A 19,880-nucleotide genomic window follows, 5' to 3' on the forward strand; every position below is an offset into this window, starting at 1 on the left:
GTCCGCTCATTTCGGCGGTCTCACCCCTGGCTCCTGCGCTTCTCCTCGTCAGCAATATGGGCGCGGATAATGGTTTCGAAATCACTGTCGGCTCTGAAGCCGGCCTGCTCTGCGCGCACGGTCCTGAAATCACGCGGCCAGCCGTCAACGATGGCCGCGATCTGTGGATCGTGCTCGCGCTTGATGTGGGCAACGGCACTGTCGCCTGCAACGCGTCTCAGGGCTTCGATCATCTCTGCAATCGTAACCGACAGGCCGGGCATGGTGAGCGAGCGACGATCTCCGAGCTGTGCGAGATCCATGGTGCCCGCATGCAGCAGAAAGCCAACAGCGGCATCCGGGCTCGCCACCCAGTGGCGCACATCGTCCGACACCGGCAGGATGGCATCCTGCCCTGCGAGCGGCTCGCGGATGATGCCCGAGAAAAAGCCCGATGCTGCCTTGTTCGGCTTGCCTGGTCGCACGACAATGGTGGGCAGGCGAATGCCAATTCCCTCTATGAAGCCCTTTCTTGTGTAGTCGGCTAACAAAAGTTCTCCGATGGCTTTTTGCGTGCCATAGCTGGTGAGCGGAGCGCGAAAGAACTCATCGTCGATCTTGTTTGGGAAGGGAGCGCCGAAGACGGCGATGGAGGAGGTGAAAACGAGACGTGGCCGATAGCCGCCATTGCCATTCCCGCCGAGAAGCCGGATGGCTTCGAGGAGATGGCGCGTGCCATCCATGTTGATCCTGTAGCCTTTCTCGAAGGCGACTTCAGCCTCACCGGAAACGATGGCGGCCAGATGAAAGATCACATCAGGTTTGTGTGCGATCAGTCGCTCGACGGTTTTTGCATCGGAGACGTCGCCTGCCTCTGTATCAACCTGAATCCCGTTGGCCGATTCGATAGGAGCCTTGGTCACATCGAAGACGTGGATGGTCTTGACGCTTTCGCTGCCGAGTTTGCCGTCGGAGAGCAGTCTGTCGGCAAGCCGGCGACCGACCATGCCGGCACCTCCGATAATCAGGATACGCATGCGGTTTCTCCTCCCTGTGGCGTTTTCCGCATTTTATTCAGTGATTGTCGCGCGGGACGGGGGGCATGGTGCCGTCTTTTCCGCCCTGGGCGAGCCGCTGATAGTTTACGGCGGGTTCCAGAACCATGCCGGCTTCCAGCTGCGCGACCATGCCGCGCTGGATCTCCTGCCAGGGTGTCTGGTGCGCGGGATAGGCGTATCCTCCGGCTTTCTCCAGCTCGGAGCGGCGCTGGTTCAGCTCCTCATCGGAAACCAGGATGTTGGCGGTGCAGTTCCTGAGATCGATGCGCACGCGGTCTCCGGTTCTAAGGATGGCAAGCCCGCCATTGGCAGCGGCTTCCGGAGAGGCATTGAGGATCGAAGGCGAGCCCGATGTGCCGGACTGGCGACCATCCCCGATGCAGGGCAGGGAGGTAATGCCGCGCTTGATGAGGTAGTCAGGTGCGCGCATGTTCACCACCTCCGCAGCGCCCGGATAGCCGATGGGGCCGGCGCCGCGCATGAAGAGAATGCTCTTCTCATCGATGGCGAGCGAAGGATCGTCGATCCGGGCATGATAATCCTCCGGCCCATCGAACACGATGGCGCGACCCTCAAAGGCCATGGGGTCATCGGGGTTCGAGAGATACCGGGCCCGAAACTCTTCCGAAACGACGGAGAGTTTCATGATGGCGGAATCAAACAGATTGCCTTTCAGGACGCGGAAGCCTGCATTCTCCCTGAGCGGGTTTGCGAAGGGCCGGATCACCCTTTCATCGGCGATTGGGGCATCGCGGCAGTTCTCGCCAATGCTCCTGCCGTTGACCGTCAGGACATCCTCGTTGATGAGCCCGGCCGACATGAGCTGGTTGACCACCGCCGGCACTCCGCCGGCACGATAGTAGTCCTCGCCAAGATACTCGCCGGCCGGCTGCAGGTTCACGAGGAGAGGAACGCTTTCGCCATAGGTCTGCCAGTCGTCTATCGAAAGCTCGACGCCCAGATGTCGTGCAATGGCTGTAAGGTGGATGGGCGCGTTTGTAGAGCCGCCAATGGCGGAGTTGATGCGGATTGCATTGATGAAGGCGTCGCGGGTCATCACGTCGCTCGGCTTGATGTCTTCATGCACCATGTCGACGATGCGAAGGCCGGTGCGCCAGGCCATTTCCTGCCGGTCGCGATAAGGCGCGGGGATGGCGGCGGATCCAGGCAACTGCATGCCGAGCGCCTCAGCCAGCGAGTTCATCGTGGTGGCCGTCCCCATCGTGTTGCAATAGCCGGTGGAGGGGGCGGATGACGCGACGAGCCGCACGAAACCCTCATAGTCGATCTCGCCGGCAGCCATCATCTCGCGTGCCTTCCAGACGATGGTGCCCGAACCCGTGCGTTCGCCCCGGAACCAGCCATTGAGCATCGGGCCGACCGAGAGCGCGATGGCCGGAATGTTGACGGTGGCCGCCGCCATGAGCAGTGCCGGGGTGGTCTTGTCGCAGCCAATGGTGAGCACAACGCCATCCAGCGGATAGCCGTAAAGCACTTCGACAAGGCTGAGATAGGCAAGGTTGCGGTCGAGCGAGGCGGTGGGGCGCTTGCCGGTTTCCTGGATCGGATGAACGGGAAACTCGATGGCGATGCCGCCGGCCTCGCGGATGCCTTCGCGCACGCGCTTGGCGAGCTCCAGATGGTGCCGGTTGCACGGGGAAAGGTCCGAACCGGTCTGGGCGATGCCGATTATGGGCTTGCCTGATTGCAGTTCTTCCTGCGACAAACCGAAATTCAGGTACCGCTCCAGATAGAGCGCCGTCATATCCGGGTTGCCCGAGTTGTCGAACCATGCGCGCGAGCGCAGGGTGGGAGCTTTTGGTCTGTCGGTCATGTCGTCTCCGGATACTTCAGGAACAATCGCATTTTAGCTCCCGACGCTTTAATGTATACACAAATTGTTGCCCCGCTTTCATTTTTCGTCCTCCCCGGGTGCTGTTCTGTGGGAGGAGAAACTTTGGAAAAGTGCTAAAAATCATAGCCTTGAAACATTGAGTCTATTCCGGGGTGCTGTACCCTGACAAGAGAGGCGGATAGATTGTATTTATGAATACGTCATGGGGCCTGAGGCAGGGTCTGCCTCTCAACGCAGGGCATGGAGCGGGTGTGATGGTACGGTTTTCCGCAAATCTCGGTTTTTTGTGGTCTGAGCTCTCCCTGCCGGATGCCATCCGGCGGGCACATGCGGCTGGGTTTGAAGCCGTTGAGTTTCACTGGCCGTTCGCCGTACCGGTGGATGAGGTGCGTATCGCTCTGGCGGAAACGGGTCTGCCCCTTCTCGGGCTCAACACGCGCAAAGGCGGTAGCGAAGGCGATTTCGGACTGGCTGCCCTTTCCGGCCGCGAGGAAGAAGCGAGGACAGCAATCGACGAAGCCATCGCATATGCGGCGAAGGTGAACGCCCGCGCTGTTCACGTGATGGCAGGCAGAGCAGAGGAAAACGCTGTAGCGGAGGCGACCTTCGCCGAAAATCTTGCCTATGCCTGCGGCGCGGCGTCAACGCACCGGATCACCGTTCTGATCGAGCCGATCAATCATCATGACGTTCCAGGCTATTTCCTCTCCCGGGTTGAGCAGGCCGCGGACCTCGTCGCACGCGTCGGCGCGGATAATCTGAAGATCATGTTCGACTGCTATCACGTCCAGAGAATGCAGGGTGATCTGCTGCGCCGCTTCGTTGACCACGGGGCGATGATTGATCACGTGCAGATTGCTGCCGTGCCGACGCGGGCTGAGCCCGATGAGGGGGACATTTCATTCGAACGGCTTCTACCGGTGCTGTGCGACAACGGGTACCGGGGTTTCTTCGGCGCCGAGTACAGGCCACGAGCCGGTACCGAAGAGGGACTGGGTTGGCTCGATGCCTACAGAGCGCCGAAGTCGAACGGCTGACCGCCAATGACGGGGCGCGTCGATCTCTTGTCAACCGGATGGGTTGCTCAGGGCTGCTGCCTTGGTGAGCGGCTGCCTGCAACGCGCGTGGGAACATGGGTGCGGGCCGGTCCGGATTGGCGCGCTGGTGGAAGGACTTCGTCCTCGAGTACGAATTCTTCAAGCGCAAAGGGTTTGCTGAAATAATAGCCCTGGGCGATCCTGATCGCCGTATGGCGCTTCAGATAGTCGACCTCCTCGCGGGTTTCCACACCCTCGATGACGAGTGCCATTCCGAGCGCGCGACCGAGCGATTCGATGGCCTTCAGTACACTCTGACTGCGTGGTCTCTGATGGACGTTCTGCACGAATGATCGATCGATCTTCAACTCGTCTGCAGTCACGGCAGCCAGTGCGGAGAGCGATGAATATCCAACGCCAAAATCGTCAATGGAGACCTTCACACCCGCCTCTCGCACCATGGGCAGGATGTTCTTGCTCAGAAGGTCACCGTTCAGAAATGCTTCCTCGGTGATCTCGAGGATGAAGCGTTGCGGTCGGTGATAGGACGTGAGTTGTCTAAGCAACCTGCTCATGAAGTCGGGGTTGGTCGACTGATGCGCCGTGATGTTGAGACTGATTGATGTGCCGGGAGAGAAAACGGAATCGATCTGCGGAAGCGATGACATCACCTCATCAACAACATGCTCGGCTACGGCATCAATGATACCGGCGTCGGTGGCGAGATTGACGAAATCGCCCAACACGCGCAGTTGGCCATCGTCATCTCTCCAACGCAGCAATGTCTCGACGCTGACAACACCATTGGTGTGGATGTCGACTTTTGGCTGATAGGCACAGCAAAGCTTGTGGTCTCTCAGTGCTGTGCGCAGACGTTGTTCCACCGACATTTCACCATGGGCGGACCGCGCAATCTTGTCGGGCTTGTAGCTCACCCTTCCCTTGGATTCGGATTTTGCGCCGCGCAGCGCCTGATCAGCCGAGACCAACAACTCCTCAAAACTGCTCCCGTCCCTGGCAAACATGCTGATGCCGATGGAAGCGGAGGAAAAGGTTTCGATCCCCTTGACCTGGAAAGGCTCCTTGGAACGATTGAGGATCGTGTTTGCGTATTCCGTAAGGTCAAGATCCGAAAGATCTGCCACAAACACGCAGAACATCCCGTTTGCGAGATAGCCAAGGATGTCGGATCGTCGCACACAGGCTGTCAGGCGTTCGGCGAATGCGGCAATGAGCCCGTCCGCAAAGGCGGCTCCGTAGTAGTCGTTGGTGCGGCCGAGGCCATCGAGATCGATCAACATCAGGGCAGCCTCGGCGCCGGACAGGCCCTGAAGCTCTGCGCCGATCGTGCGCGCCAGAAGCGTTTTGTTCGGAAGGCCGGTCAGTTCGTCAAAGAAGGCCAGCCTGAAAATTTCTTCATCGGCTGGAGGCTTCGTCTCCATGTCCAGCCAAAAGCTGCAGGTAAAGGCTCGACCCGCTGTTTCCGACACAAAGCGCAACTCTTGCAGTGTCTGCGTATCGAGCGTGGAAGAGCGCAGATTTCCCCGCTGATTTTTGTAAACGCACTGACCGTCAGAGTCGGCAATGGACAGGCCGAAAGGAGCCTGTTCCAGTATTGCCTCGATATCGAAGCCTGCCGGACGGGCCGGGTTTGTCGGCTTCATCGTGCCTACCTGCCCAGATATTCACGTCGCGCCAGTTGCAGGGCCTTTGAGATCTTGTCTTCTGCGGCTTCTGCGGGAGTGGGAGTGCGGCGTGGCGTGTGTGTCTCGGTGAGGATCGGAGCACTGGGTTCCGAGGGAGCGTCGGTCTGAGCCTGGCTCATGATTGAACCGCGCCAGCGTTCGACCACGGCATGGACGAACTCGCGTCGCGAGCCGGGGTTGATATCCTTGGGAAGCGCCGCCGCGGCCTCGCTTCTGGGGAGCAGTTCTTCAGACAGTCGGTTGAAGACGAACTGGACCGGGAGCGGCATGCCCTCGCCGAAGCCGATCACCTCGCCTGTACCGAGCGACGGTACGAAGTCCACCAGATTGGCCGTTGCGTCGGAGACAGCCGATTTCAGCAACGCCTGGTCCCGGTCATTCGCCATGCGCATCGCGAAGAGTGTGTTGCACTGCGAGATGATGGTTGCATCTAGCTCCGCCGGCCGCTGGGTCACCAGGCCGAGGTAAACTCCGTACTTGCGACCCTCCTTGGCGATGCGTGAAAGCGCATTCTTGCTCGGAAGGAAACCGACGCTCGGGTCGGCGGCAGCGAAACGGTGCGCCTCTTCACACACGAGCAGCAGCGGCATGGCGCCGTCGCTCCACATGCCGAAATCGAAGGCAAGCCGCGATATGACGCACACGACGGCGTCCACGACCTCTATCGGCAGACTGGCAAGCTGTATCACGGTTGCCGGTCGACCATTTGCCTCGAGGCGGAAAAGCTCGGTCAGGATCGTCACCATCGTGTCGCCGCCGGTTGTAGCGTTGGCAAACATGAAGGCGTAGCGTGGATCGTTCTTGAGCGTTTCGATACGGCCGATCAATCGGTGATGCGTCATGCGCGAAGAGCGGTTTTCCAACTTGCCCATACGCTCGTCGATCAGCGCCAGAAGGTCCTGCATCAGATAGGGAACCGGCGTGTCTGCGGTGAAACCCGACTGCCGCGGCTCGACTTTCCGCAATGCGCTCGTGCGCTCCATGCTGTGTCGGCGGTTGAGATACTGGGTTTTTGCGAGTGGTATGAGTTCCGACAGAATGTCCTGCTCTGCCGGAACGGGTGGCTTGCCCGCATAGAGAACGTCGGAGAACTCTTCGAAATTGAAAAGCCAGAAAGGCAGGCGCAGATTTTTTGCACCAACGAGATTTGCCTCGTTTCCGAACACGCTGCCATATTCATTATGGTGATCAAGGATCAGAACGCGCAGTTCGCGCCAGGTTTTGATGACCTGCCGAAGGATGACTGCAAGCCCACTGGATTTACCAACGCCGGTGGATCCGAGAACGGCAAAATGTTTGGTAACGAGATTTTCGACATCCACATAGGCCGGAACACTGGTGTCGTTGTGCAGACGACCGATCTCGGCGAACGTTGTCTTGTCGCCACGGAAAATCAGTCTCAGCTGTTCACTGCTGATAATGCGAGCCCGGTCGCGGATGGCGGGATAAGCGCCAACGCCTCTTCGAAAGCGCTGCCGGCCGGTTTCGTCCCGAGAGATTTCACCCACCAGATCGACGCGGGCGATGGCACGCGGATCGGGGCTGGAGCCCGCCTGCGGAGTTTTTAACGAGACTTCGGTCACCACTCCCAAGAGTTCGCGCGTGCCCGCGGCGATTGCCATGAATTTCCCGACCGTGGTGCGAAGCTCTTCCGTCGTTCCGATGATCGGAAGCTCGATATAGGCCTCCGACCCCTTGACCGAGCACACGTGGCAGCCCGATGCATTCTGTCCGGATGCCGCACTTGCGAAACCGTTTGAGTGCTCAACCATCGTGTCCTGTTCCTGCAACCTATCGGGATTTTGTTGTTTTGCAGTCGCGTAGGACGGGAGTTTGCCATGCATTTCATAATTATTGCGTTAAGACGCGACGGTTCTGACCGAAATCCTCGCAAAATGATGGAATAATTTTCCTGCCTCGCACGTCTCTTAGCTGAAGCATGCCGTCAGGCGTGTCAGCCAACCATTTTTGCCAGCGCAGAGGGAGGAACCACATGACGCGCATTGCCGAAACGACCAGAGCTCACAACGAGGCAGAGCCTGCCGAAGAGAAAACAGTCGGTGTGGTTCATTCAGGGCGCCGCAACTTCTTGAAGAACACCGGTCTTGCCACCATGGCAGCGATGGTCGGAGCCTCGATACCGTTTCACCGCAACATGCCTGCAGGACTGGTGCCAGCTGCGTTCGCCCAGGACAGCGACGTGCTGGCCGGAAAGGACGGACTCACGCTTCTCAACGATCGTCCGGTCAACGCCGAGACGCCGGCAGAACTTCTTGATGATGCAGTGACGCCCACAAGCCGGCATTTCATTCGCAACAACGGCATCCCCCCGCAGGATGTGGATCCGGAGAGCTGGACGCTGACAATCGACGGCTTCGTCGACAACGAGCTGAAGCTTTCCATCGCCGATCTGCGCGATCAGTTTGAAGTGGTGACGCTGCAATTGACACTGGAATGCGGCGGCAATGGCCGCAGCGCCTTTAACCCGCCAGCGAAGGGCAATCAGTGGACCTATGGCGCCGTTGCCTGCTCGGAATGGACGGGTGTTCGTCTTAAAGATGTGCTCGAAAAGGCGGGCGTTCAGTCGAACGTCGTTTACACTGCCCATTACGGCGCAGACGGCCATCTTTCGGGTAACCCAGACAAGCTGCCGATTTCGCGTGGCCTGCCCATCGAAAAGGCCATGACCGACAATATTCTCATCGCCTTCGAGATGAATGGCGAGGCACTGCACCCGATGAATGGTGCGCCGCTGCGCCTCGTGGTGCCGGGCTGGCCGGCCTCAACCGCCCAGAAATGGCTGACGCGGATCGAACTGCGCGACCAGGTACACGACGGCCCCAAGATGACCGGCACCTCCTATCGCGTGCCTGCCTACCCGGTGGCGCCCGGTCAGGACGTTCCGGAGGAGGACTTTGTCATCATCGAGCGCATGCCGGTGAAATCGCTGGTCACCTTCCCGGCCAACGGTTCTGACATCGGCATGGAAACGGATGTGCGCGGTCATGCATGGTCGGGCGATCGTTCCATCACCAAGCTCGACATTTCCATTGATTTCGGCACGACCTGGCAGACAGTGGAACTGGACGATCCGGCCAATGACGGTGCGTGGCAGAACTGGCGCACCAAGGTAAAATTCCCGCAGGCCGGCTACTATGAAATCTGGGCGCGGGCGACGGACAGCGAAGGCGACATGCAGCCTTTCGCGATCGCCTGGAACCCCAAGGGGTATCTGAACAACACCATGCACCGGGTGGGTGTGCGCGCCAGCTGATTGTACAGCGCCCGGCGCTAAACGTCCTGAAACCGTGAGGCGGCGGAGTGCCGCTTCACGCACAAATTTCCATGGAGATCTGAAGAATGAACTTTGCTCGCGTTCGGCTGGGCCTCGTCGCATTTGCTCTTCTTGCCACTGCACCCGCATCGGCGGATGTTCAGGCCAGGCTGGCCGATGCTGATATCGCAAAGGGTGAGAAACTCTTCAAACGCTGCGTTGCATGCCACACGATCGAGAAAGGTGGAAAGAACAAGGTCGGCCCCAATCTCTACGGCATCGTCGGAAAGCCGGTTGCGCAGGTCGAGGGCTATGCCTACTCACCGGCGATGAAGGCCTATGGCGGGGAGTGGACGATGGAAAGGCTGGACGCCTATCTGCTTCAGCCGCGCGCGGAGGTGAAGGGCACCAAAATGGCGTTTGCCGGCCTGAAGAAGGAAGAGGATCGCGTCAACCTGATCGCTTATCTAGGCACGTTCTCCGAAACGCCCGTTCAATCTGGAGCCGCAGTGGAAGAGGCCGCCCCGGCCGAGCAGACAGCGAGCGCGGAACCCGTGAAGGGGGACGCTCAGGAGATCGAAGGTGATTTCGGGCTTCTGAAGGTCGCGCCGGGGGTCGATACAACCTTTTATGCCTGCACGGCCTGCCATTCGGAGATGATTGTCGCGCAGCAGGGACTCACCCGTGAGGGCTGGGACGAGATGCTTGAATGGATGGTCGACGAGCAGGGCATGGACGATATTCCGGAGCCGGACCGCACCGAGATACTCGACTATCTGGCGACGCATTATAATGAGGACCGCCCCAACTTCCCCAGTCAAAACTAGGGGATTTTGTAGTCAGTCGGACTCGCCTGACTTCCGCATCATTGCGGAAAAACGAACAAATGGAACAGGGCCCTACGACCGCTTCACCCGCCCTGGATGAAGCGGTGCAATGGTTTGCGCTACCCGCAGGATGTGGCCCGCGCCGTTGCGTCCTTCAGGGCGATCACGGTGTGGGGCTTTGCCATTTTGCGTGTTGCCTGCTCCAGATAGGCAGTTATCGCGGCAAACTTTCCCGCATCCATGCCGGTGGCAACGATACGATAGCGGCGATTTGGCACTTCCCATGCCGCGCTTTGTAGCTCAGGGGCCGAAGCCGGCTCTGTCAGGGGGTCTTCACTCGAAAAGACTGTCAGCCGGCAACCCTCGCGCCCTGCGAAGTGGGCCGCCATGCCACTCGGCACTTTTCTGACAGCCACAAGCGTGAGATTGGCCGCGGAAAGATCGGGAAACGCCGCGAGCTGTTCGCCTGAAACGGTTTGGAAAACGCCTTCCTGTGAGACAAATTCCTGCGCGGTGAAAGTCTCGTGAACGGCGAGAGGGCCTTCTGACGTGCGCGTGTCCGGGCGATGGAACGGGTAAGCGATGGCGACGGCAAGCGCTATGGAAGCCGCCAGGGCCGGCCCGGCCCACCACATCCCCCATGAGCGTGCACCCCATGAGCGTGCAAACCTGCGTGCCGAACCGCGATCGTCGTTTCGGGCGGATGGATGCGTTACAGGCTGCGGCTTCAGGGCTTTCAGGCTGGTGGAGACTTCACGGATTTCGGCCAGCATGGCTTTCAGTTCCGGCTCGGTTTCGAGACGGTGCGCGAAAGCTGCACGGCCCTCGGTCATTTCGCCGTCGTGAAATTCGTTGACTTTGATGAAGTCCTCTTCCGTTATTTTGTTCATGGGGTCTGCTTTGTCTGCTCTTCATTCTGTCCGTCGCCATTCACGCGACGCAAAAGTTCCCTGCGAGCTCTGCTGACGCGGCTCATGACCGTACCGATTGGCACGCTCATCACCTCCGCCGCTTCTGCATATTTGAAGCCCATTATATCGATCAGAAACAGCACCTCCCGAATCTCGGGCGGCAATTTTTCGAATGCGAGACGGATCAAAACGTCGCGACCGTGGCTGCCTGTTCCGTCACTCTCATCCATAAGACGTTTTTGCACTGCGATATATTCACGGCGCACACGTCTTTTTCTGAGTTCGTCATATTGCAGGTTGCGGATGACGCGAAACATCCAGGGGCGTAACTCTTCCACGCGTGCAGGGCGTGTTTCGTGACGCAAGGCGCGTTCAACAGCATCCTGGACAAGGTCGTCCGCGCTTTCTGCGGGCCCGCAGATCGAGCGCGCATAGGCGCGTAGCTCTGGAAGAAGCAGTTCGATCTGCGAAATGTCGCCCATTTTCTGCTGGCCGCGTTCCCCTGATCTCCGGGTCCGTTCGCGGCGTGGAATGAGTGTCGCGATCCGAAGGTGTCTTCTTTGCAAACTAAACCCGTGCTTCTGTTTGTGGCAAGGTGAGGTGGGTTGACAGGGTGGTGAATATTATGAAACGATCCAAACATAATGTTTCTATCGTAACATATTGATCGGGTGCCCGCTCTGCGGGTGATTCCGAAACCACGGACGCTGCAATGATCGACGCTCTTGCCCGAAATACCGGCACGCAACTCAAACCCGAATGGTTCGAGGACGTGTCCGTCAACCGCACGGCGGCCGAACGCCGGGCGGGCACTCTGGCCGCGCGACGGTCGGTCAAGAAAGCCTATCAGGCGGCATGGCTTGTAAAGGCCATCACCTGTATCGACCTCACCACGCTTGCCGGCGATGACACGCCGGGCCGTGTTCGCCGGCTCTGCGCCAAGGCGCAGCGCCCTGTGCGCGAGGATATTCTTGAAGCTCTGGGCCTTGCCGATGCCGGCATCACGACCGGCGCCGTCTGTGTCTATCCGACCATGGTCGGCCATGCGGTCAAGGCGCTGGAAGGCAGCAACATTCCCGTTGCATCGGTGGCAACCGGGTTTCCCGCCGGTCTGATGCCACTGCCGCTGCGGCTTGCCGAAATCCGCTATGCGGTGGAAGAGGGCGCGCATGAGATCGACATCGTCATCACGCGAGAGCATGTGCTGACCCAGAACTGGAGCGCGCTTTATGACGAGATTGCCGCCATGCGCGAGGCCTGTGGCGCGGCGCATATGAAGGCCATTCTGGCGACCGGCGATCTGAGTACGCTCACCAATGTCTACCGCGCTTCGATGGTCGCCATGCAGGCGGGATCGGATTTCATCAAGACGTCGACCGGCAAGGAAGGCGTGAACGCCACACTGCCGGTGAGCCTGACCATGGTGCGGGCGCTGCGCGACTATCGCGAATATTCGGGTCAGATCGTCGGGTTCAAGCCGGCGGGCGGCCTCAAGACGGCCAAGGATGCTCTCGCCTGGCTCACGCTCATGAAAGAGGAATTGGGCAATCGCTGGCTGGAGCCGGACCTGTTCCGCATCGGCGCGAGCTCGCTTCTGGGCGACATCGAAAGGCAATTGGAGCACTTCGTGACCGGCCGCTATTCAAGCGCCAACCGTCACGCGGTCGCATGAGGATCAAAGACATGTCTTCCATCAAGGATATTCTGAGCACCATGGAATACGGCCCCTCTCCAGAAGCCAATGGCGATGTTGTTGCGTGGCTCGACACCCATGGCCGCTCCTTCGGCCATTTCATCGATGGGCGCTTTGTCAAACCGAAGGGCGCGCGCCAGATTGCTGTCTCCAATCCGTCGGATGGTTCGCAGCTGGCTGAGATCGCCTGCGGCACGGCAGAGGATGTGGACGCCGCCGTGAAAGCGGCGCGTGCAGCCTTCGGCAAATGGTCGAAGCTCTCCGGCCATGAACGCGCGAAATACCTCTACGCCATTGCCCGCCATGTGCAGAAGCGCTCGCGATTTCTGGCGGTGCTGGAAACCATGGACAATGGCAAGCCGGTGCGCGAGACGCGCGACATCGACATTCCGCTGGTCGCCCGCCACTTCTATCATCACGCCGGCTGGGCCGAGATGGTGGAGGACGAGTTTCGTGGCTTCTCGCCCGTGGGTGTGTGCGGGCAGGTGATCCCGTGGAATTTCCCGCTATTGATGCTCGCATGGAAGATCGCGCCGGCGCTGGCCGCCGGCAACACGGTGGTGCTGAAACCCGCCGACCTGACGCCGCTGACGGCTGTCGCCTTTGCGGAGATTTGCCATGAGGTGGGATTGCCCGCCGGTGTGGTGAACATCGTTCAGGGCGATGGCGAAACGGGTGCCGCCATCTGCGGCCATGAGGGCGTCGACAAGGTGGCGTTCACCGGTTCCACGCAGGTGGGCCGCGTCATCCGAGAACAGATCGCCGGTTCCGGCAAGAAGCTCTCGCTGGAGCTGGGCGGCAAGTCGCCGTTCATCGTGTTCGAGGACGCCGATATCGATGCGGCTGTCGAGGGCGTGGTGGATGCGATCTGGTTCAACCAGGGCGAAGTGTGCTGCGCCGGCTCGCGGCTGATCGTGCAGGAAGGCATCGCCGAACGCTTTCATGCCAGGCTGAAGGCGCGTCTTGAAACGCTGCGCGTCGGCGACCCGCTCGACAAATCCACCGATGTGGGTGCTATCGTTTCGCCGCTTCAGGTGGAGCGGATTTCCGCGCTGGTGGCAAAGGGTGTCGAGGAAGGCGGGCAGCTCTGGCAGGCTTCGGCCCCGCTGCCTGAAAAGGGCAATTATATTGCACCCGGTTTCTTCACCGATGTCGAGCCTGCCGCGACCGTCTGCCAGGTGGAGATATTTGGCCCGATCGCCGCCTCCATGACCTTCCGTACTCCGGACGAGGCCGCAGCACTCGCCAACAACAGCCGCTACGGGCTGGCCGCCTCCGTCTGGTCGGAAAACATCAATGTGGCGCTGGATCTCGCCGCGCGCGTGAAAGCCGGCGTGGTCTGGATCAACTGCACCAACATGCTCGATGCGGGCGCAGGGTTCGGCGGCTATCGCGAGAGCGGTTTCGGCCGCGAGGGCGCGCGCGAGGGGCTTTACGAATATCTCGCCGCCGACTGGGAGAAGAAGCTCTCCGCTCCCAGGGCATCGGAAGTTTTCATCCCCTCCGCGTCTCCGGCGGGTGAGGGCAAGGTTCTGGTCGAGGGCATCGACCGGACGATGAAGAACTATATCGGCGGCAAGCAGGCACGGCCCGATGGCGGCTATGTCTATTCTGTTGCCGGCAAGGGCGGTGTGCTGATCGGGCAGGCCGGCATCGGCAATCGCAAGGACATTCGCAACGCGGTCGAGGCGGCTTCCAAGGCCGCCGGCTGGGGCGGTGCGACAGGCCACAACCGTGCGCAGGTGCTCTACTATCTGGGTGAAAATCTGGAGGCGCGGCGCGAAGGCATGCAAGCGCTTCTGTGCGAGAGCACAGGCATGAGCGCGAAGAAGGCGACCGAGGAATTCGATACGGCATTGCGCCGCATCTTTTATTACGCCGCGCAGGCCGACAAGTTCGACGGCGCGGTTCACTCCACCCAGTCGCGCCATGTGACGCTTGCCATGAACGAACCCTTTGGCGTGATGGGCATTGCCTGCCCGGACGAGGCCCCGCTTCTGTCGCTGGTTTCGCTGGTGTTGCCGGCCATAGCCATGGGCAACCGGGTTGTGGTGGTGCCGTCTGCGCGTCACCCCTTGATTGCCGGCGATTTCTATCAGGTGCTCGACACGTCCGATGTGCCGGGTGGCGTCGTGAACATCGTCACCGGCGAGCGCGATCTTCTGGTGAAGACGCTTGCCGAGCACGACGAGGTGGCCGCGCTCTGGTATTTCGGCTCGGCGGAAGGAAGCGCCATGATCGAGAAGGCATCGGCCGGGAACCTGAAGTCGACCTGGGTCAACAATGGGCGCATGCCGAACTGGCTCGATGATGCCGAAGGCCGCGGACGCGACTATCTGCGCCGCGCCGTTCAGGTGAAGAACATCTGGGTTCCCTACGGCGCGTGACGCGCGCCTTACGTTCTACCAAGCGGCGTTCTGAAGGAATAAAATTCGCACCGGCCCCGCAGATTTGCCGATCCGGTGCGAACATTTTGCTCATTGTGGGATTCAAATGTCTCGCAGTCACCGTGTTTGCCGGTTAGATTAGCCACGAAACTGCGGGTTCATGGCCTCGGGTTCATGGCCGCGCGGGGTGGAATACGCAAAGGACAAGCAAGATGAGAGCATCCCTGAAAGAGACGGGCCTGGGTTTCCGCAGCCTGACGATAAGTGTGGCTTTCGCCATTGTTGGCGCGACCGGCGCCATGGCGCAGGACAACGCAGACCCTTCCGCCGTCATTCGTATCGGTTCGCTCTACGAGCCGCAAAACCTCGACAACACGGCAGGCGCCGGGCAGGGCATCAACGAAGCCTTCAACGGCAATGTCTATGAAGGGCTGTTTCAGCTCACCGACGATGGCGACGTGGTGGAAAAGCTCGTCTCCGATTTCGAAATGAGCGAGGACGGGCTCACCTACACCTTCACCCTGCAGCCGGATGTCACCTTCCACTCGGGTGACCCGCTGACGGCGGCCGATGTGAAACACAGCATCGAGCGCGTCACAGCCGAGACCTCGCAGAGCTCGCGCAAGCGCAGCCTGGCGAACATCGAGCGCGTGGAGGCAAAGGACGACAACACGGTTGTGGTCACCCTCAAGGAGCGCTCCATCTCGCTGCCTTACAATCTGACCTATGTGTGGATCGTCAACGATGCCGCCGAGGATCTCACCTCCAGCGAGGACGGCACCGGCCCCTACAAGCTCGACAACTGGCGTCGGGGCTCCAGCATCACGCTGTCGCCCTATGAAAACTACTGGGGCGAGAAGCCGAAGAATGGCGGCGTGACCTTCTCCTATTTCAAGGAGGCGACCGCCCTCAACAACGCGCTTCTGACCAATGCGGTGGACATCATCACCAGCGTGCAGAGCCCCGATTCCCTGATGCAGTTTCAGGACAATCCTTCCTTTGTGGTGACCGATGGCCAGTCCACCACCAAGGAAGTGCTCGCCTATAACGACCGCGTCGCCCCCTTCGACAATGTGAAGGTGCGCAAGGCCGTTGCCCGTGCCATTGACCGCGAGCGTCTGTTGAATTCCATCTGGGGCGATTACGGCACGCTGATCGGCTCCTTCGTACCGCCAACGGACCCGTGGTATGTGGATCTGAACGACGTGGACCCTTACGACCCGGAAAGCGCCAGGGCGCTGCTGGCGGAAGCGGGCTATGCGGATGGTTTCACTTTCACGCTCGACACGCCGAACTACGATCCGCATCCGATCGTCGCCCAGTTCCTGCAGAACGAACTGGCCAAGGTCGGCATCACAGTGGAGATCAATATCATTACGGCCAATGAGTGGTACACGAAGATCTATCAGGCGCATGATTTCCAGGCGACACTGCAGGAGCATGTGAACCACCGCGACATCGTGTTCTACGGCAATCCCAATTTCTACTGGGGCTACAACAACCCGGAAGTGGTCGAGCTGATTGCCTCTGCGGAAGCCAGCAGCACCGAAACCGAGCGTGATGAAAAGCTCACGCAGGCAAACCGCATCATCGCCGAGGATGCTGCCAGCGGATGGCTTTATCTCTATCCGCAGATTGTGGTATCGACCGCGTCGGTCAGCGGGTATCCGGTCAACGGCCTGAACTCGCAGTTCTTCGCATACGATATCGTCAAGCAGGCTCAGTAACCGATCCGGCGAGCAGCCATACGGTTCCACACTTGGTGGAATTGTCCTGAGGGAGGTTCCGATCCTCGTTTATATCGCCCGGCGGCTCGCCATTCTGTTCTTCTCGCTCCTGGCGGCCTGTGTCGTTCTGTTCATATTGCTCAGGCTCCTGCCTGGAGATCCCGCCAACGCGCTGATCTCGGTCGGCGCCGACGAAGCGCAGATCGCAGCAGCGCGGCGGCAGGTCGGTTCCGATCTGCCGCTTGCCCAGCAATTCATCCAGTTCATCACCAGCCTGGCGCGTTTCGATCTCGGCACGTCTTTCGTTAGCCGCACGCCGGTTCTGCCCGAGATCATGGACCGTCTGGCAGTCACGCTGCCGCTGACCGTGCTGTCGTTCCTGCTGGCGCTGGTGATCGCCGTGCCGCTCGGCATCCTCTCGGCGGTCAAGGCTGACCGCTGGTATGGCGCAGCCATCTCGGTCGTCTCGCAGCTAGGCATCGCCATCCCCGTCTTCTGGGTGGGCATTCTTTTCGTTACGCTGTTTGCCGTCAATCTGCGGCTCTTTCCTTCCGGCGGCTTTCCGCCGCGCGGCTGGGAAACGCCGGTCGAGGCGCTGCGCACGCTGTTTCTGCCGATCCTCACCATCGCCATCGTGATGTCCGCCTCGCTTCTGCGCTATGTGCGCTCGGCGACACAGGATGTGCTTGGAAGCGACTATCTGCGCACGGCGCGGGCGCTTGGCGCAGGCTTCTCCGAAGCGCTGGTGCGCCACGGCATCCGCAACGGCGCGGTGCCGGTCATGTCCATCCTCGGCATCGAGCTTGCCACGGCGCTGCTTGGTGCGGTGGTGGTCGAGCGGGTGTTCAACCTGCCGGGGCTTGGCTCCATGCTGCTGCTTGCCATTGAACAGCGCGATTTCCCCAACATTCAGGGCGTACTCTTCATCTCCACGCTGCTCGTTCTGTTGATCGGCTTCCTGGCCGATCTCGGCCAGCGGCTGGTCGATCCGAGACTGCGGGAAAGCCGGGGAGCGCGGTCATGAGCGGACAGGTTGAAACGGTCACGATGGCGTCGAGGCGTGGCTCGCTCACGCTCACCGTGGGGCTTGTTCTCGTCGGCCTGCATGTGGCGGTCGCGCTGCTGACGCTGGTGTGGACGCCCTACGACCCCACGGGCATGGCCGGCGGGCGGCTTGAAGCGCCGTCGCTTGCCCACTGGGCCGGCACGGATCGTCTCGGGCGCGATCTCTTCACGCAGATCATGATCGGCTCGCGCATCGCGCTGATCGTCGGCTTCGGTGCGGTGGCCATCGCGGCGACAATCGGCGTCACGCTTGGCGTTCTGTCGGCCTTCGCCACACGTTATCTCGATGACATTCTGGCAGCCGCCTTCGACATTCTGATCGCTTTCCCAACGCTGCTTCTGGCAATGCTGGTGGTCGCCGCCACCGAGAGCGCCAGCCTGTTTTCGGCCACGCTGGCGCTGGGCATCGCCATTTCGGCCATCGTCGCGCGGCTGACCCGCATTCTCGCCAAGCGCATCCTGTCGATGGATTACATCACCGCGGCGCGCACGGCGGGAGCCTCCTGGCCGAGCATCGTCTTCCGTCATCTCCTGCCCAACATCTGGCCGATGCTGGCGGTGAATTTCGCGTTGCAGTTCGGCCTCGCGGTCATCGCAGAGGCTTCGCTCTCCTATCTCGGTCTTGGCGCACCGCCGCCCAACGCCTCGTGGGGACGCCTGCTGCAGGAGGCGCAGGGCACCGTCTACACCGCGCCCTTCGGGGCCATTGCGCCGGGCATCGCGCTGGTCACGCTGGTGATCGGCATGAACCTGCTGGCCGATGGACTGCGCGATGCTGGCGATCCGACCCGGAGGGGCCGGCGATGAGCCTTCTCGATATTCGCGGCCTGACGCTGTCCACCGGCGGTCAGACGCTGGTTTCCGACGTGTCGTTTTCCATCTCGCCCGGTGAACGGCTTGGCCTGATCGGCGAATCCGGTTCCGGCAAGTCGCTTTCCGCACTTGCCGCCATCGGCCTCCTGCCGCCTGGCTTCCGGGTCGAGGGCTCCATCCGGCTCGACGGCCACGAGGTGGTGGGAGCATCCGAAAGCGCGATGATCGCCCTGCGTGGTGCGGCGGCGGCCACCGTGTTTCAGGAGCCGCTCACCGCGCTCAACCCCTTGATGAAGGTGGGCCGGCAGGTTGCAGAGCCGGTCATCCGCCGGCACCGTCGCGCGGGCGAAACGGTTGATCGCGCAGCCGTCGCCCGCGAGGTGCGGTCGCTGCTCGAGCGTGTTTCCCTGCCGGACATCGACCGGATCGTGAAGTCCTATCCTTACGAGATTTCCGGTGGACAGCGTCAACGCGTGGCCATTGCCATGGCGCTCGCCTGCCGCCCCAAACTGCTGATCGCGGACGAACCCACCACGGCACTTGACGTGACCACACAGGTGGAAATCCTTGATCTTCTGTCCGGTCTGGTGCGGGAAGAGGGCATGGCGCTTCTCTTCATCAGTCACGATCTGCCCGTGGTGGCGCGCGTGACGGAGACTGTCGTCGTGCTGCGGCGCGGAGAGGTCATCGAACGGGGTGAGGTTCACGCCGTGTTCGATGAGCCGAAACACGAATACACGAAGGCGCTGGTCGGCGCGGCGACCGCGTTCGACAAGGCGCTGGGGCCTGCACGATGAGCCTTATTTCACTCGAGAACGTCTCCTTCGGCTATTCACGCAAACAGCAGGTGCTGCACGATGTCTCGTTCAGCCTTCAGGCTGGCGTGAATGTCGGCCTGGTGGGTGAATCCGGCTCCGGAAAATCAACCATCCTGAAGCTTCTGCTCGGGCTGGCGCGTCCGACTGGCGGACAGATTCAGTTCGGCGACACCGAGCTCAACCCCGGCAATCGCGCCTTCATGCGCGATTATCGCAAGGCGGTTCAGGCGGTTTTCCAGGATCCCTATTCCTCGCTCGACCCGCGCCAGAAGGTGCAATCGATCATCGCCGAGCCATTGCGGGCGCTGCGTATCCCGGGCTCGCATCAGGAGGCGATTGAAAGGGCGATCCACGATGTGGGTCTGCCGGCAGACGCCATCGACCGCTATCCGCATGAGTTTTCCGGCGGTCAGCGCCAGCGCATCGCCATCGCGCGCGCCATCGTCGCGCGGCCGCAACTCATCCTTGCCGATGAGGCGGTGAGCGCGCTGGATCTCTCGACGCGGGCGCGCATCGTCGATCTTCTCAAGGCGCTTTCGGAAGAGATGACGATCCTGCTCGTTTCGCACGATCTGGCGGTTGTCGCGGCGCTTTGCGAGGAGATCGTCATTCTTGAGAACGGGCGGGTGGTCGAAAGCGGCAGGACTGCCGAGATTCTGGCAAATCCAAAACACCCCTATACGCAAAAGCTGCTTGCCAGCGTGCCGCGGATGCCGACCTGAGACCGGCA

16 protein-coding genes are annotated in these 19,880 nt (G+C 60.7%); 10 read left to right on the top strand and 6 right to left on the bottom strand.

The genetic code is table 11. The features are described 5' to 3' along the window. Positions 1–20: 20 nt before the first annotated feature. Both denD and P2W41_RS19585 read right to left on the bottom strand, forming a co-directional pair. Positions 21–1,016: a D-erythronate dehydrogenase gene (denD, locus tag P2W41_RS19580; RefSeq protein ID WP_404935217.1), complete on the bottom strand. Its 996-nt coding sequence runs from the start codon at positions 1,014–1,016 to the stop codon at positions 21–23. Between the two features lie 37 nt (positions 1,017–1,053). Then, positions 1,054–2,871 carry an IlvD/Edd family dehydratase gene (locus P2W41_RS19585; RefSeq protein WP_404935218.1) on the bottom strand — a complete coding sequence of 606 codons (1,818 nt, stop codon included), beginning with the start codon at positions 2,869–2,871 and terminating at the stop codon, positions 1,054–1,056. A 275-nt stretch (positions 2,872–3,146) separates the two neighbouring features. On the opposite strand from P2W41_RS19585, the gene P2W41_RS19590 reads away from it, so the two are divergent. Beyond that, complete coding sequence (locus tag P2W41_RS19590) at positions 3,147–3,929, top strand: hydroxypyruvate isomerase family protein (protein WP_404935219.1); 783 nt, start codon at positions 3,147–3,149, stop codon at positions 3,927–3,929. A 47-nt stretch (positions 3,930–3,976) separates the two neighbouring features. On the opposite strand, the gene P2W41_RS19595 is transcribed toward P2W41_RS19590, so the two are convergent. Together P2W41_RS19595 and P2W41_RS19600 are read right to left on the bottom strand one after the other, a co-directional pair. Then, positions 3,977–5,593, bottom strand: a complete 1,617-nt coding sequence (locus P2W41_RS19595) for a putative bifunctional diguanylate cyclase/phosphodiesterase (protein WP_404935220.1) — start codon at positions 5,591–5,593, stop codon at positions 3,977–3,979. Positions 5,594–5,598: 5 nt separating this feature from the next. Next, positions 5,599–7,407 carry an ATP-binding protein gene (locus P2W41_RS19600; protein WP_404935221.1) on the bottom strand — a complete coding sequence of 603 codons (1,809 nt, stop codon included), beginning with the start codon at positions 7,405–7,407 and terminating at the stop codon, positions 5,599–5,601. Positions 7,408–7,628: 221 nt separating this feature from the next. Here P2W41_RS19600 and P2W41_RS19605 point away from each other — a divergent pair, with 221 nt between their 5' ends. After that, the gene (locus P2W41_RS19605) at positions 7,629–8,909 is read left to right on the top strand and encodes a sulfite oxidase (protein WP_404935222.1); all 1,281 of its coding nucleotides are present in this window, start codon (positions 7,629–7,631) and stop codon (positions 8,907–8,909) included. An 86-nt stretch (positions 8,910–8,995) separates the two neighbouring features. Beyond that, a complete protein-coding gene (locus tag P2W41_RS19610) occupies positions 8,996–9,736 on the top strand; it encodes a c-type cytochrome (protein WP_404935223.1) in 741 nt (246 codons plus the stop codon). A gap of 119 nt (positions 9,737–9,855) precedes the next feature. On the opposite strand, the gene P2W41_RS19615 is transcribed toward P2W41_RS19610, so the two are convergent. Then, on the bottom strand, positions 9,856–10,626 hold the full coding sequence (locus P2W41_RS19615) for a hypothetical protein (protein WP_404935224.1): 771 nt from the start codon (positions 10,624–10,626) through the stop codon (positions 9,856–9,858). Beyond that, positions 10,623–11,129 carry an RNA polymerase sigma factor gene (locus P2W41_RS19620; protein ID WP_404935225.1) on the bottom strand — a complete coding sequence of 169 codons (507 nt, stop codon included), beginning with the start codon at positions 11,127–11,129 and terminating at the stop codon, positions 10,623–10,625. The genes P2W41_RS19615 and P2W41_RS19620 overlap by 4 nt, the downstream gene beginning before the upstream one ends. Positions 11,130–11,359: 230 nt before the next feature. Between P2W41_RS19620 and deoC the strand changes: the two genes are divergently transcribed. The 7 genes from deoC (at position 11,360) to P2W41_RS19655 (ending at position 19,872) form a co-directional block, all read left to right on the top strand. Then, positions 11,360–12,319, top strand: a complete 960-nt coding sequence (deoC, locus tag P2W41_RS19625; protein WP_404935226.1) for a deoxyribose-phosphate aldolase — start codon at positions 11,360–11,362, stop codon at positions 12,317–12,319. Between the two features lie 11 nt (positions 12,320–12,330). After that, the gene (locus P2W41_RS19630; RefSeq protein ID WP_404935227.1) at positions 12,331–14,727 is read left to right on the top strand and encodes an aldehyde dehydrogenase family protein; all 2,397 of its coding nucleotides are present in this window, start codon (positions 12,331–12,333) and stop codon (positions 14,725–14,727) included. Between the two features lie 212 nt (positions 14,728–14,939). Beyond that, positions 14,940–16,454, top strand: a complete 1,515-nt coding sequence (locus tag P2W41_RS19635) for an ABC transporter substrate-binding protein (protein WP_404935228.1) — start codon at positions 14,940–14,942, stop codon at positions 16,452–16,454. A gap of 73 nt (positions 16,455–16,527) precedes the next feature. Beyond that, positions 16,528–17,478, top strand: coding sequence for an ABC transporter permease (locus tag P2W41_RS19640; RefSeq protein WP_404935296.1), 951 nt, complete (start codon positions 16,528–16,530; stop codon positions 17,476–17,478). Then, positions 17,475–18,326: an ABC transporter permease gene (locus P2W41_RS19645; protein ID WP_404935229.1), complete on the top strand. Its 852-nt coding sequence runs from the start codon at positions 17,475–17,477 to the stop codon at positions 18,324–18,326. Before P2W41_RS19640 ends, P2W41_RS19645 begins: the two co-directional genes overlap by 4 nt. Then, positions 18,323–19,129, top strand: a complete 807-nt coding sequence (locus P2W41_RS19650; RefSeq protein WP_404935230.1) for an ATP-binding cassette domain-containing protein — start codon at positions 18,323–18,325, stop codon at positions 19,127–19,129. The genes P2W41_RS19645 and P2W41_RS19650 overlap by 4 nt, the downstream gene beginning before the upstream one ends. After that, positions 19,126–19,872, top strand: a complete 747-nt coding sequence (locus P2W41_RS19655; protein WP_404935231.1) for an ABC transporter ATP-binding protein — start codon at positions 19,126–19,128, stop codon at positions 19,870–19,872. Before P2W41_RS19650 ends, P2W41_RS19655 begins: the two co-directional genes overlap by 4 nt. Positions 19,873–19,880 lie beyond the last annotated feature (8 nt).

Origin of the sequence: Nitratireductor sp. L15S-10 (assembly GCF_045011005.1) — a bacterium.
Classification (GTDB): Bacteria; Pseudomonadota; Alphaproteobacteria; order Rhizobiales; family Rhizobiaceae; genus Nitratireductor.